Below are 14398 nucleotides of genomic sequence, written 5' to 3' on the forward strand. Positions count from 1 at the left end.
CCAAAGCAATGAGTAATGAGTCATGAGTTCCCTGCGTGTAGCCTTGTTATATGGTGGCCGATCGGGAGAGCACGAAATCTCAATTCGATCCGCACGTTCGATCTACAATACGTTGAAGAACAAACACAATGTGTATCCAATCTTCATCGACAAGAACGGGTTCTGGTGGCGGGTCGATATTGGAATTGACCAGCTTCCCGCTAACGCGAAAAACTTAAAAGAGCGTGTTTTTCTATATCCAGGCTTTAGCAAGCCGCAGTTGAATACCGCACAAGCTCAGCTCATCATCGACATCGCTTTTCCTGTGTTGCATGGGACACACGGTGAAGATGGAATCATTCAAGGAGCTTTGGAATCTGCAGGAATTCCTTATGTTGGGGCTGGAGTTGCTGGATCTGCTGTTGGGATGGACAAAGCACTGATGAAGGCTATGTTCGTTCAGTCCGGTTTGCCTGTTGCGCCGTATTTATGGTTCTACAGGTCGAGATGGAAAACGAACCAGCAAGAAATCATCGTTCAGATCGAATCCAGTTTCCCTTATCCCATTTTTGTTAAACCTGTGAATCTCGGTTCCAGTGTCGGCATTCACAAGGTTCATGACGGCAGTGAGCTTCCTGATGCTTTTGAAGATGCTGCGCGATACGATTCAAAAGTGATCGTAGAAAAAGGAATGAATGTCCGGGAATTCGAACTGTCTGTATTGGGGAACGAGCAGCCGCAAGCGTCGTTGCCCGGTGAGCTGGTTCCGAAACGTGAATTCTACGACTACACTGCCAAATACATCGAAGACAGCACAGAGTTACATATTCCTGCCAGGCTGGAATCAAAACAGATTGATGCCGTGCAGAACCTGGCTATCCGCGCTTTTCAATCGATCGGCTGTTCGGGAATGGCGCGCGTGGATCTGTTTTTGGATAGAGATAGTGGAGTTTTTTATGTGAATGAAATCAACACGATTCCCGGGTTTACCAACATCAGCATGTATCCGAAACTTTGGGAAGTTAGTGGCGTTTCTTTTCATAATTTGCTCGATCGTCTGTTAGAGCTTGGCCTCGAACGTTTCAACGATCTATCGCAAAACGTCACCTCTTACGACGCCATCCAAAACCCATAGTCCGTTAACAGTAAACTTGCCAGGTAGAATAGGATCATATTCCGTCTTTTGACTCCCCCTCTGTATTTTGTTATTCTGCATTCGGTTAGTAACGTATTGACATCCGCTAAAACTCCTGTCACAAAGATTCCTCCCAACATCGGCGTCGCCGGGTGCGGACAATGGGGTCGGAACCTTGTTCGTGTATTTCACTCTCTTGGCGCGCTGAAGATGATTTGTGAGCCTTCGCCTGACGGAAAGGAAACAGCGCGTTCGATAGCCCCCGACGCAGTTCTGACCGAAGACTTCCAGGAGATGCTTCAGCATCCCGCCGTCGATGCAGTTGCGATTGCGACTCCGGCGGTTACTCATGCCCGGCTGGCATGCGCAGCGTTGTCCGCAGGAAAACATGTGTTCGTTGAAAAACCTCTGGCTTTCGCACTAAGTGAAGGAGAAGATGTACTGCGACTGGCACAGCAGCTGAAGAAAATAGTGATGGTGGGACACATTCTGAATTACCATCCGGCCGTACTAAAATTGAAGGAACTCCTACAGCACGGTGAATTTGGGAAAATTCTGTACATCAATTCGCATCGTTTGAATTTTGGAAAAGTGCGAAGAGAAGAAAATATCCTTTGGAGTTTCGCGCCCCATGACATCTCCACAATCTTGATGCTGTTGGAAGAATTTCCAGAAGAGGTGAGATGTACTGGCGGGCAATACATACAGAAAGGAATCTACGATCTAACACTGACGACACTTGACTTTGCAAGCGGGGTGAAAGCACACATTTTCGTATCTTGGATGCATCCACTAAAAGAACAAAAACTGGTCGTGGTAGGCGACAGGAAAATGGCTGTCTTTGATGATACAGCCGCGGAAAAACTGGTCCTGTATCCACACACAATAGAGTGGCAAAACAGAACGGTGGTCACACATAAAAAGGAGAGTGAATCGATCCCCTTGGATTCCACCGAACCTCTCCTGGCGGAATGCTTGCATTTCCTGGAATGCATCCAAAAAGGAAAAACGCCCAAAACCGATGCAGCAGAAGGACTGAGAGTCTTACAAGTTTTGTCTGCCAGTGAAGAATCGCTAAAGGAAAACGGTAGAGCAATTATGCCCGGGGAACAAAAGCGAAGTTCCTATTTTGTCCATCCCTCCTCCTATATCGATCCGGATGTACAGGTAGGAGAAGGAACGAAGATCTGGCATTTTTCGCACATTCTTTCCAATTCGAAGATCGGAAAAAATTGCGTAATCTCTCAGAATGTCATGATCGGTCCTGAGGTAACAATCGGTGACAACGTGAAGATTCAGAATAATGTCTCTATTTACAAAGGAGTTACACTCGAATCAGATGTTTTTTGCGGACCTTCAATGGTGTTTACGAATGTGATTAATCCCAGAAGCGCCGTCCCGCGTAAATTTGAATTTCAGGAAACACAAGTAGGCCGGGGCGCAAGTCTCGGAGCAAACTGCACAATTCTGGCAGGTACTCGCATCGGACGTTACGCATTCGTTGGCGCAGGCGCCGTAGTTACAAAAAATGTTCCTGATTATGCGCTCGTCACAGGTATTCCCGCGAAAATCTCCGGCTGGATGTGCGAATGTGGAGAGAAGCTGTCGTTTGCAAATAATCCGGATAAATGCTACGGCTGCGGAAAGTCTTACCGGCTCTCCGGTAATAGTAGCGTGGAAGAAATATGCTGACAGGCAAGAACATCTTTATCACCGGCGGAGCAGGCTTTATCGGTTCCACGCTTGCTGAAAAGCTTCTTCCGGATAATTCAGTCACAATCTTCGATAACTTTAGAAGGAATTCGCTGAAGGATAAGGAAATCGCTGATAGTTCCAGGCTGACCGTGGTACAGGGAGATGTTCTGGACCAGGATTCGCTGATGCAAGCCATCAGTGGCGCCGATGTTGTGATTCACTGCGCGGCAATTGCCGGAATCGACACAGTGATTCTCAGCCCGGTCACCACGATGCGGGTGAACATGGTCGGATCCGCAAATGTTCTGGAAGCTGCTTCCCGGTTAGAGCATTGCGATCGTGTTCTTTGCTTTTCCACCAGTGAAGTTTTCGGACAACAGGCATTCCGTTCCAGAGAAAAAGATAAAGCCATAATGGGAACAGTAGGAGAAGCGCGGTGGACATATGCAGTCAGCAAACTGGCGGAGGAGCATCTTGCGATTGCGTACTATCAGGAAAGGAACCTGCCCGCGACCGTCGTGCGTCCTTTCAATGTTTACGGGCCCGGTCAGGTTGGAGAAGGCGCCCTGCGAACCTTTGTTTTGCGCGCGATCCGCAACGAACCGATCGAAATCCATGGAGATGGCACACAAATCCGCGCCTGGTGCTATGTGGAGGACATGGTGGATGCTGTGTTACTGGCTCTGGAGCATCCGAGGGCAATAGGACAATCCTTCAATGTCGGAAACTCGCGTGCGGTTACGACCATTTATGGGTTGGCCAACACAGTGATTCGTGTTTTGAATTCCAAATCACAGATCAGTTTTGTCAGAAAAGATTACGTGGATGTGGAGCTGCGCATTCCGAGTGTCGAGAAAGCCCGCGATCTAATTGGGTTCGAAGCAAAGGTTGATCTGGAAGAAGGAATTCGAAGAACGGCCGCATTCTACGCCACAAGGGTCGAAGCGTGAGATCGTTTCACAGTCACGGCTCGGGAAAAATTGATCGGTCCAAATTTAAAAGCATCGGCGAGAATGTCATTTTTGAAGAGGGTGTACTCGTGTTTCATCCGGAGAACATTGCGATTGGAAGCAATGTGTATGTTGGACACTATTCCATCCTGAAAGGTTACTACCAGAATGATATGGTAATCCAGGATGATGTGTGGATCGGTCAATTCTGTTTTTTTCATAGCGCGGGCGGACTGATCATTGGGGCTCGTGTTGGAATCGGACCTTCTGTAAGAATCATCACTTCCTATCATCAGGATGAAGGCAGATACAAATCTTTGCTGGAAGGAGAAATCATTTTTGCCGAAGTCCAGATTGGTGAGGACAGCGATATCGGAACAAACGCAACAATTTTGCCGGGTGTGACAGTCGGAAAGGGAGTGCAAATCGGAGCCGGCGCTGTTGTTCATACCAGCATCCCTGATTACACGATAGCCGCAGGAGTTCCAGCAAGAGTTCTCCGGGAACGGCTTCAGTGAAGATTCCTATAACCCGTCCGTTTTTTGATTCGGCAGAAGAAAACGCCGTCATTGAAGTGCTCAGAAGCGGCTGGGTCTCGCAGGGAAAAAAGGTCGCTGACTTTGAAAAGCGGGTAGCGAATTTCGTCGGCCGAAAGTATGCAGTCGCCGTCTCTTCCTGCACAGCCGCGTTGCATGTCGCCGCCCTGGCAGCCGGTTTTGGTCCGGGTGTAGAAGTGGTCGTCCCCGCATTTACTTGGATCTCCACGGTCAATGCAGTGGAAAGCACAGGCGCAACTCCTGTTTTCTGCGACATAGATCCCTTCACGTTTAACATAGACCCCGCATCCGCACGTGCTCGAATTACGTCAAAGACTCGTGGAATTATTCCGGTACACCTTTTTGGGCTCGCCGCTGAAATGTCGGCTCTTATGGATTTATCCGAAGAAGTGCTGGTGATCGAAGATGCCGCTTGCGCATTGGGAAGCTATTACAAGAATGAACATGTTGGGAGATTCGGTCAAATTGGTTGCTTTAGCTTTCATCCGCGTAAATCGATTACAACAGGAGAAGGAGGAATGTTGGTAACCGATAACGAGAATTATTACCGGTCCTTTCTTCAGTTCCGAAATATCGGGTCCGATGGCGCATCAGTTTCTCCCGATTTCACCGTGCTAGGATACAACTATCGCATGACCGATCTTCAAGCGGCAATTGGACTAACTCAATTTCAGAAACTTCCATCCGTATTGCAAATGCGCAAGGCATGCGCAAAAAATTATGATGATCTCATCGGCAACTCGTCCTTGCATGATTGGCTGGAATCGCCTTCCGCGTCGCAATCTTCTGTACACTCTTATCAGTCGTATGTTTGTAAAATCAAAACGGACACCCATCATATCGAAAGCCTCCGGTCGCTTTCTGACCGGCGTAATAAGTTGATCCACGCGCTGGCTTCAGATGGAATTGAAACACGGCCGGGAGCACATGCCCCGTATTTGTTGAGTTATTACAAGAAGTACGGATTCAAAGTCCAGGATTATCCCAACGCGCTGGAAGCGGACTGGTTGACCATAGCGTTACCAATTTTTCCGCAGCTCCTGCGAGAGGATCAGGAGTGGATCTGTTCCCGCCTGCAAGCCGCGTGGCAGCAGATTTGATATCAGTGAATCCATCGGATCCTGCGCAATACGGAGTTTCCGTTGTCGTTATGGCTTATGATGAAGCTGCCAGTCTCCGGCGTGTAGTTGAAGAAATCGACAGCGAGCTAACAACGCTAGGCACGCAATCGGAAATTCTCATTATTGACGATGGAAGCTTGGATGGTACTGGCACGCTTGCGGATCAACTGGCGGAAGAACTTCCGAAGGTACGCGTGATCCATCATCCGGAAAATCGCGGATTGGGTGGTGTTTACCGTACCGGTTTTGCAGAAGCAAACTTTGAATATCTAACATTCTTTCCCGCCGATGGGCAGTTTCCTGCATCGATCCTGTCGCAATTTGCAGCACAGATGAAACAAAATGATCTGGTGCTTGGTTACTTGCCGGAGCGCTCCGATTCTCTATACGGCAAATTTCTTTCCGCGGGCGAACGTGTACTATACAAAATGCTTTTCCGTGGATTTCCACGTTTTCAGGGCATCTTTATGATTCGCGTCGCGGTTCTGAGACAAATCAAGCTTACTTCAACAGGCCGTGGATGGAGTGTTGTAATGGAGCTTATCCTGCGAGCCAGGGAGATCGGATGCCGCATGATCAACGTTCCTACCGCCATACGACCGCGGCAAAGTGGCACATCTAAGGTGAGAAACCCGCGAACCGTATGGTCGAATCTGATCCAGTTGATGGAGCTACGCGGGAAACTTCCTGTAGGAAAAAGTATCACATCGAAGCTTGCGCTTGTTCTGTTTTTAGCACTTGTTCACATTGCCACGCTTCAACGCTACCCGGCTCTTTTTGTTGATGAAGGATGGTTTGGAAGCAGAGCCTGGGCTTTTCGGACAACGCAGCAGGCGTTCGGACCTCTCGATCGTGGCGTGTTCGATAGATTCCCCGGCTATTGGACTTATTTTCCATGGATTCCAAATTATCTCCAACATCTAACTTTTCTAACATCCTCCGCGCCCGGCGTAGAACCGCTCCGATTTTTGTCTTTACTTGGAGGTTTTCTCCTCCTGGCAAGCGTGTTTTCGATTGGGCGCCGATTGGAGAATTCGAATTCTGCGTGGTTGACGCTTTGTCTGGTCGCGTTGTCACGATCATTTCTGTATTCGTCGCACCTGGCTCGGTACGATATTCTTGTAGCCGCTTTTGGCTTCTGCGCGATCGCCCTGTCGTTGAGGAATGAATCAAAAACATGGCCTCATTTTGCAGCGGGACTGTTGCTGGGCGCGGCTTTCGAAACGCACCCGGCAGGAGCAATGTATGCCCCGGTTATTTTGATTCTATATTTTGTTCAGGCACGTTGGGCTGCATTGAAAAGCCGTCCTTTCTGGTGCTTCATTTCTGGTGGAGTGATTGGAATTGCCTTTTATGTTTCACTACACATCCTCCGTTATCCAGAAACATGGTTAACCATCAACCGCATTGCGGGATCTTATACTCATAAACCACCAATTTTCCCCTTGTCACTTTTTCTCAGCTCTATTCAAGGAACGTGGCAACTTGCTTTCTATGTCGCGCCCTATCTGCTCCCACTCGCAGTAATTGCCATTCCCTTTTTGTTGTTGCAGCGGAAGAAGAAAAACCAAATTTTGCTTACGCTGCTGCTCGGCTTGCCCTTTGCACACAGCATTTTGCTGCAGCACAAACTTTCCTATTATGCGATCCTTTTCAGCCCTGTTCTGGAACTTTCGGTTGCTGTTTTTCTGGTTCAGATCACCCGCCATCCCTGGCGTGTAAATTTGTTGAAAGATGTTGGAAAAGTCGGCGTCTATTTTCTAGTCCTGTGCGGTATCATTTATAGTCTGTTGCCGCTCCGTTATGACTGGAGCCAGGATTACAGTGCCGTTGCGGCACAGCTCAAACAAAGGATTCGCCCTAATGAAACCGTCATGGGTACTCAAACATGGTGGTTCGCTTTGCCCAAGAATGACTGGTATTCCTGGGAAACGTTGCATTACTTCCAGCGCTACCAAACCGCTATGAGTCTAGAAGATGCTTTTCTCGAATTTCAACCGGATATTTTTATAGTGGATGGGCACCTTGCTTCATTCGTCAAACAGGGACGGCCTGGTTCTTACGCCGAACAGCTTGGACTGCCTCCTGCGGAGCTGAATGCAATTTTGAAAAAATACGGACGCCTGCGAGCGGAATTTGACGGCGGCTACTATGGCCCTATCCGCATCTTCGAACTGCACTGGTTCTCTAAAAGCACGTAACATTCGGTTAGCGAAGTGACATTTGACGAATCGTTAGTGCCAGCGGGAGGAGATTGCTTCGGCGCGGTCTTGCAGCGTTGCAAGCAGTTTGACATCACCGAAATCATCAAAGCGTCCATGACGCATCAAATGCAGAGAGCGTTGCGTGATGTAATCAAAATTCAAGCGGAAATCCTTGCGGTCCTGATTCTCAAACATTGCTTTGAGCAATCGCAGCTGCTGATCGAGCGGGTCCGTTGAGGCTGCAAGTTTTGGTGCAATAGGAGCTGGCGCCGCCACCACAGCGGGAGCGGCTGCCATTCTTAATGGTTTAGGCAATGGCGCAAATTCTTTTTTCAATTCAGTCATCCACTGATTCAGCAGATCAGTTTCCATTTTTCGGGAAGGCTGTTTTTGTTCCGGCGCCTGCAACAAGAGTGGAATCTTTTGCGTTGCTGACCTCATAAACCGGTCATCTTCCACAATCCAGCCTAGATTGATCATCTTCAAATAAGGAGAGATTGCCCGGTGAATGGATTCGGTAAAAGGCCGTATGATCTTTTCTACGCTGTCGGTGATGCTGTTGAAACGATTCAACACATAATAGATTTTGAAATCGCGGATCACGTTCCCAAGCATCGCCAGCACCAACTCGTTGTCCACCTCGCTTTGCATCAGGACAAGAAACTCTTCCAGATTCTTTTCTTTCGCTTCGTAAACGTCCTCCATCGCTTCGATATGGACCATGTAATTTACGACCTGCATCTGGGAGAGCCCGCTCCGTAACAGGAACGAATCGAACGTAAAAAGCGCTTTCAATTTTCGTAAAATGAGCGCTTTCACCATTTCAGAAGCGGCAAAGACGGCCGAAGGTACCAGCGGTGTAAAAACGATTACGCCGGTATTCGCGTGAGGTAAAAAGTCCAGAACGTTGGGATCGACTCCCGCTTTCAGATCGATCACAATGTAATCAGCTTGCAGTGTGTTAATTGCACGGATTAGAGCGATCTTGTGCCTTTCATCAAAGTTAAGAAGATCTTCAATCAATCCACGCGGAGAGGCAATAAAACCAAAATTGCGATAGCGTCCGCTTGGATCCAGCTTGGCATCGATCTGAGCGACACAGGAACCAAGAGGAACGCCACGTCGAAAGAAGTGATACAAATCATAGGGCACTGCCACATCAATGCTATTCCGGACACTGGAAGTTCCCATGTCCAGATCGATCAGGACCGTTCGTCCATAGCGTGACAACATCAAGGCATAATGAATAGCAAATGTCGTTTTCCCGACGCCACCTTTGCCTGAGGAGACCGGAATGATGCGGGCCATTGTTTGCCGCTATTCTAACATACGCAACATTCGCTCGAAATGAGTTCCCTGCCAGTAAATCCGCATGCAAGAAGGGCACGAAAAGAACTGATTGTATTTCTTGTAAACAAACGGCGGGACCAGATGTTCCACTTTCTCTTTGCGAATCGATCGCAGTTTGGAGTTACATTCGACGCACCGGGAGGAAGTATTCCTGACGGGAAACTGCTTTTGAATTTCCTGGAGTTGATCCTTACCACCTGTGTTTTGGACCAGGTAACTGCGGCCTTTGCGAATTCGTTTTGAGAGAGCGCGGTCCTTTGTTAGCAGAATTCGGTGCACAGAACGTTTCCGGAGGGTTTCATCATCCGCTGTGTTACTGTACTCCACATCATAACCGTGAAATCGCATAAGCCGTGCAAGACTTCCAAGCATCACATCCGCGACGAATTTCATAGCAACAAAGTAGCGCGGGCGTCCCGCCTGCGAGTCGCCGGCCAGAGGCCCGCGCTACTTTGTTAACGCTTAATTCGCGCGATACGGATAGTAGTTGGATCTGATGTATAAGTCCACGCGATAAAAAGGTCTTTGCCGGAACGGACCATGCGTGGAAAACCACTTGATCGTGCTTTCGTCGTATCCGCAACCGTTAATGCTTTACCGGCGCGCCCATCCGAAAAAACCTGGCGGACCCGAATGATTGCGCCTTTGTCACCTTGATTCTCTAACCAGCTGACCACTGCGCTTGCATCTTCCAACAAGACAACATCCACGCGACCGGAAGGATTCCCATCATCTACATTAACCGGCTTCTGAAAAGATTCGCCACCATTCTGAGAAAACGCAACGCGAACACGCCCTTTATCATCCGCTCCCGTGTACCACGCAACGACAACCGTATCTCCCTCAGATTCAACAGCCGGACCATTTACGGGACATCCATCGATTTGCCACCCATCACTGTGCAATGTTTTCGGCTCAGTCCAACTACCGGATCTATGCCTTACGTACGAAATGTCACGAATCTCTTTTTCTGAACGATCCCTGTACGCAACAAAAACTCCATCACGCGTGCGAACCGCCGCAGTCTGACAACAATCACAAACCCGCGAATCAAGCGTGAATTCCTTTCGAAACTGATCCGGCACGATCCTTGTAGACATCAAGGCCATTTCACTGGAAGGATCATGTTCCGCTTTAAAATTTCGGCCGTCTAACCAGACTATCAAAGGATTTCCCTTCCCGTCATCCACAAGAGATGCAAATCCATGCTCATTTGCCGACAGATCTGTGTGAGCGGCTACCGGTTGACTCCAGGTTTTTTCCTGATCTTCGGAAATCGACAACATCACATGATACGCATAAGCGCTCTCCCCTTTTTTCTGCAACCAGTGCGCAACGACTCTGTTCTCTGATAACGGCAGAATCGATGGAAAATCGGCCCAGTTCACAAAAAATGGAATTCCCGAAACAATCACATTCGGCTTGGACCAATCACCCTTCCAGCGCGCAAACTTCAATGCATGTCCCGTAGTTGTCTTCTCCAACCAGCTCAGCCATACTTCGTCGTAGGCCGCAGCAAGAAAGGGCTCACCACTATCCGGACCCGCAGGCGACTCCAATTCCACAATTTTCCAGGAAGATTTCTCGCAGCCAAAGAGGCATACAAGGGCAAGGAGCATCAACATCAGCTTCATGCGAAACTACGACAATCCGATGCGTTTCAACAAAGCATCAAAGCGCGCATCGGACCGCAGTGAATCGAATCGTGGATTTACTTTCAAGCTTACCAGGGCGTCTTCACGTCTTTCAAACGCTTTCTCCAAACATTCGAAAGCGTGATCTCGATCATCAAGGCCGATGTAGATCAGCACAAAACTGTAGGGTGAGACATACTGGCGCCTTGATTGTTCCTGCAGATCGTCAAGAATCTTCTCGGCCTCCTCTTTTTGTCCTAATATGCCATAAGCGTAACCAAGAGTTGCGAGAAGACTCGGACTCGGATCCAGAAGAGAGATTCCGCGCTGAATCTCGTAAATCCCTTCCTGATTTTTGGATTGCTGAATGTAACACAAACCAATATCGATGTACACGCGGGCAAAAGCTGGATCGAGCTCAAGCGCTCTCCAGCACGCCTTTAACGCCCTGTCATAGTCGCGCGAATAGAAATAGATGTAGCCAAGAGTCCACTGAATCACAACGGAAAGCGGATCCAACACCGCAGCTTTTTCTACTTCTGCCAGACCTTGTTTGAATCTTCCCGTCAGCACAAGAAACACGCCAAACCAGTGATGTGCGGTGATGTACCCGGGATTCAGTTCGAGCGCCTTTCGAAATGATTCCTCGGCCCCTTTCCAGTTCCAATCGTAGCGATACTTCACAGTTGCCAGCGAGGTGTGAGCTTCAGCAAGACTCGGATCGAGTTCCAAAGCTTTCACTGCTTCCTCTTTCGCTTTTGTGTACGCTTCGCGAGATGGAAAATAACCGTAGCCACCCATGAAAGAGTAAGCGTCCGCGAGTCCTGCGTACGCAAGCGCAAATTTCGGATCCAGATGAATTGCATCGTCGAAAGAATCGATGGATTTGCGAAATCCATCCAGAGTCCGCTTATTCCAAAAATATCGACCCTTCAAGTAAAGTTGATATGCTTCAGTATTTTCAGTTGGTTTTTGAGTTTTCCGCTTTCGTTTAACGACTTTCAGCCGCAATTTGTCCATTATTTCTCGCGCAATCTCCTGTTCCAGGCTATGCAAATGCTCGAGATCACTCGTGTATTCCTTTCCCCAGAGACTCGCGCCCGAAAGGACATCGACCAGCTCGGTTTGAATAATGAGTTGGCCTCCGCGGTGCACGAGACGCCCGGTCAATACCGCGCGCACATTCAACATTCGCCCAACCTGCACAGCGTCCACCATCTGGTCCTTATAACGGAAAACAGTGCTTCGAGCCATCACTTGAAGTTTTGGAAACTGAGAGAGCGTATGGATGATATTATCGGTGATTCCATCGACCAGATATTCCGATTCAGGATCGGGATTCATATCCAGAAATGGGAGAACCGCAAGTGAATCGATTCTTTTTCTGCTGGATGCGGTGGAAAGAGCTGCACCCGGTTGAATCTCTTTCAGTGCTTGCAGCAATTCTTCCACAGTTTGAAAACGGTCCCGTGGATCTTTTTCAAGACAGCGCCGGATCAAGAAATCCAGCTGCGGCGGGACTGTTGCATTCGAATCGAGAAGACCCGGAGCCGGATCCTTCAGAATCGATGCAATCGTTTCCACGGCGCTGGTGCTCCCAAACGGACGGCAACCTGCAAGAGTTTCATACAACACGCAACCGAAAGAGAAAATGTCACTACGAATATCCAGAGCAAGTCCGCGGACCTGTTCGGGTGACATGTAAGGAATGGTTCCGATCAACATACCAGGAGTGGTTTCTTGAAAAAGCGTGGCCGCTCTGCTGATATTCTCGTTTTCCGAAGTTGGCTCGGCATGCGCAAGCCCAAAATCCAGAATTTTTACTACACTATTAGTAGCTAGAAAGATGTTATCGGGTTTTAAGTCGCGATGGATGATTCCTTTTGAGTGCGCCGCGAAGAGTCCCTGCGCGACAGACACGCCGATTTCAAGCGCTTTTTTCCACTCCAGTACAGATTTACGGATGACCTCTGACAAAGTCTCTCCTTCGAGCAGTTCGGTAACAACATAAAAAAGCCCATGATCCGCGCCAACGTCGAACACAGTCAGTATGTTCGGATGCGACAGCGTTGCAAGCAGTTTGGCTTCGCGATCAAAGCGGGCAAGCAGGGCCGCATCTTTCGTCAGCTTTTCGGGCAGCACCTTTACCGCAACATCTCTCTCCAAACGCGTGTCCCGCGCGCGGTAAACTTCTCCCATTCCGCCCGCTCCCAGCGGCTCCAGAATCTCGTACGGACCAAGCCGTTTGCCCTTCTCTAACGACATAGATTAGATCTTAAAGTATAAATGAATCTTGGCGTGTTGGCGTCTTGGAGGTTAAAGATCTAATGGAGGAGCGATTGAATTTTCTCCAGAAACATCTTCATCGAAACCGGTTTTTGCAAAAAAGCTGAAGAATGATCCGACAAAGCTTCGCGAAGCACCGTATCCTCGGCGTAACCGGACATATATAACGTTTTTAGATGCGGGTAACGCTCACTCAACTTCTCGGAAAGCTCATGTCCACCGATGAATGGCATCACCATGTCGGTGATGAGCAGATCGATTTGCATGTTTTGATCGGTGCAGAGTTGTATCGCTTCAAAACCGTTTGAGGCCTGAAAAACGTTATAGCCTTGAAGATCCAACAGGGCACTGAGCGCGGATCGCACCGGCGCGTTATCATCCACCAGCAGGATGGTCTGGGATGCTGCAGGTCGAGTCTGAACGGTTCCAGCCGGATGTTCTTCCGCAAGATTGTGTTTTGAATGCAGCGGGACCTCAGGAAGATAAATTGTAAATGTGCTCCCTGAATTCGGTTGGCTCGTTACAAAAATATATCCACCGCTTTGCTTCACGATTCCGTAAACGCTCGAGAGCCCTAGGCCGGTGCCTTTGCCCACTTCTTTTGTCGTAAAAAAGGGTTCAAAGATTTTCAGTGGCGTCAGATCATCCATGCCTAAACCCGTATCGGTAACTGCCAGCGTTACATAGCTTCCCTCCACAATCCGGACATCCTCTAACTGCGATTCGGAACGGAATTCTTTCACAGTGGTCTGGAAAGTTAAACGGCCCCCCCTGGGCATTGCGTCTTTCGCATTCACGACAAGATTCATCACGACTTGTTCGATTTGATACGGATCAGCCTGGATCGTGCCAATGGACGGATCTAGATTCAAAACAATGGCAATGTCTTCACGAAGAAGACGCCGGATCATCGGTTCCATTTCGGTTAGTACTTGATTCAGATCAATGACTTTTGGAACCAGAACTTGTTTTCGACTGAAGGCCAGCAGTTGTCTGGTCAGGGCGGCTCCGGTTTCAGCCTGCTTCTTCACTTCAACAAGATTTCTTGCAATAGAGTCTTCCAATCCTGCGGTGGTAAGACTCAAATCACAATAACTCATAATGGCCATCAGAATGTTATTGAAGTCGTGCGCCACGCCACCGGCAAGACGTCCGATCGTTTCCATCTTCTGAAATTGAACCAGTTGAAGTTGCAGATCTTTTACGTGGGTTACGTCTCGCATAATTCCACGATAGCTTACGGCATTACCTTGCTCATCCAGTTCCGCAACGGAAGTCTCCAGGACCACGAGTCGCGTTCCATCTTTGCGTTTCAGTACTAATTCAAAATCCTTCACGTATCCGTCCCTTGCCAGAGTTTGTTCGTAAATAGGTCGCGTTTCAGGATGAACAAACAAATCCTTAACAATATCGATGCTTAAAAGCTCTTTTTTGGAGTCATAGCCAAAAAGAATTAATCCTGCCGTATTGATATCCAGAAAACGCCC

At 48.6% G+C, this 14398-nt stretch carries 11 protein-coding genes; 6 read left to right on the forward strand and 5 right to left on the reverse strand.

Features of this window, described 5'->3' with window-relative positions; genetic code table 11:
* Positions 1 to 22 precede the first annotated feature (22 nt).
* From L0156_16770 to L0156_16795, 6 genes are all read left to right on the forward strand, one after another.
* Entirely contained in the window at positions 23 to 1114 is a 1092-nt protein-coding gene (locus tag L0156_16770) for a D-alanine--D-alanine ligase (protein MCI0604641.1), read from the forward strand.
* A gap of 96 nt (positions 1115 to 1210) precedes the next feature.
* Positions 1211 to 2806, forward strand: a complete 1596-nt coding sequence (locus L0156_16775; protein ID MCI0604642.1) for a Gfo/Idh/MocA family oxidoreductase — start codon at positions 1211 to 1213, stop codon at positions 2804 to 2806.
* Positions 2800 to 3759, forward strand: coding sequence for an NAD-dependent epimerase/dehydratase family protein (locus tag L0156_16780; protein ID MCI0604643.1), 960 nt, complete (start codon positions 2800 to 2802; stop codon positions 3757 to 3759). Before L0156_16775 ends, L0156_16780 begins: the two co-directional genes overlap by 7 nt.
* A complete protein-coding gene (locus L0156_16785; GenBank protein ID MCI0604644.1) occupies positions 3756 to 4277 on the forward strand; it encodes an acyltransferase in 522 nt (173 codons plus the stop codon). The genes L0156_16780 and L0156_16785 overlap by 4 nt, the downstream gene beginning before the upstream one ends.
* Positions 4274 to 5416, forward strand: coding sequence for a DegT/DnrJ/EryC1/StrS family aminotransferase (locus L0156_16790; protein ID MCI0604645.1), 1143 nt, complete (start codon positions 4274 to 4276; stop codon positions 5414 to 5416). The genes L0156_16785 and L0156_16790 overlap by 4 nt, the downstream gene beginning before the upstream one ends.
* Positions 5374 to 7638, forward strand: coding sequence for a glycosyltransferase (locus tag L0156_16795; protein MCI0604646.1), 2265 nt, complete (start codon positions 5374 to 5376; stop codon positions 7636 to 7638). The genes L0156_16790 and L0156_16795 overlap by 43 nt, the downstream gene beginning before the upstream one ends.
* Before the next feature lie 33 nt (positions 7639 to 7671).
* Here L0156_16795 and L0156_16800 read toward each other — a convergent pair whose 3' ends face one another.
* The 5 genes from L0156_16800 to L0156_16820 all read right to left on the reverse strand — a co-directional run.
* Positions 7672 to 8949, reverse strand: coding sequence for an AAA family ATPase (locus tag L0156_16800; protein MCI0604647.1), 1278 nt, complete (start codon positions 8947 to 8949; stop codon positions 7672 to 7674).
* Positions 8950 to 8958: 9 nt separating this feature from the next.
* A complete protein-coding gene (locus tag L0156_16805; GenBank protein MCI0604648.1) occupies positions 8959 to 9384 on the reverse strand; it encodes a Mut7-C RNAse domain-containing protein in 426 nt (141 codons plus the stop codon).
* 62 nt (positions 9385 to 9446) lie between these two features.
* Positions 9447 to 10625, reverse strand: coding sequence for a glycoside hydrolase (locus tag L0156_16810; GenBank protein ID MCI0604649.1), 1179 nt, complete (start codon positions 10623 to 10625; stop codon positions 9447 to 9449).
* A 6-nt stretch (positions 10626 to 10631) separates the two neighbouring features.
* A complete protein-coding gene (locus L0156_16815; GenBank protein MCI0604650.1) occupies positions 10632 to 12890 on the reverse strand; it encodes a protein kinase in 2259 nt (752 codons plus the stop codon).
* A gap of 59 nt (positions 12891 to 12949) precedes the next feature.
* A partial coding sequence (locus L0156_16820; protein ID MCI0604651.1) for a response regulator occupies positions 12950 to 14398 on the reverse strand: 1449 nt, incomplete at its 5' end.

It is taken from the genome of bacterium (assembly GCA_022616075.1).
GTDB lineage: Bacteria > Acidobacteriota > HRBIN11 > JAKEFK01 > JAKEFK01 > JAKEFK01.

What these genes read in the sequence shown, in the direction of transcription:
- L0156_16805 (MCI0604648.1), bottom strand. Translation starts at nt 9,384, where the DNA reads ATGAAATTCGTCGCGGATGTGATGCTTGGAAGTCTTGCACGGCTTATG.
- L0156_16770 (MCI0604641.1), top strand. Translation starts at nt 23, where the DNA reads ATGAGTTCCCTGCGTGTAGCCTTGTTATATGGTGGCCGATCGGGAGAG.
- L0156_16780 (MCI0604643.1), top strand. Translation starts at nt 2,800, where the DNA reads ATGCTGACAGGCAAGAACATCTTTATCACCGGCGGAGCAGGCTTTATC.
- L0156_16800 (MCI0604647.1), bottom strand. Translation starts at nt 8,949, where the DNA reads ATGGCCCGCATCATTCCGGTCTCCTCAGGCAAAGGTGGCGTCGGGAAA.
- L0156_16810 (MCI0604649.1), bottom strand. Translation starts at nt 10,625, where the DNA reads ATGAAGCTGATGTTGATGCTCCTTGCCCTTGTATGCCTCTTTGGCTGC.
- L0156_16815 (MCI0604650.1), bottom strand. Translation starts at nt 12,890, where the DNA reads ATGTCGTTAGAGAAGGGCAAACGGCTTGGTCCGTACGAGATTCTGGAG.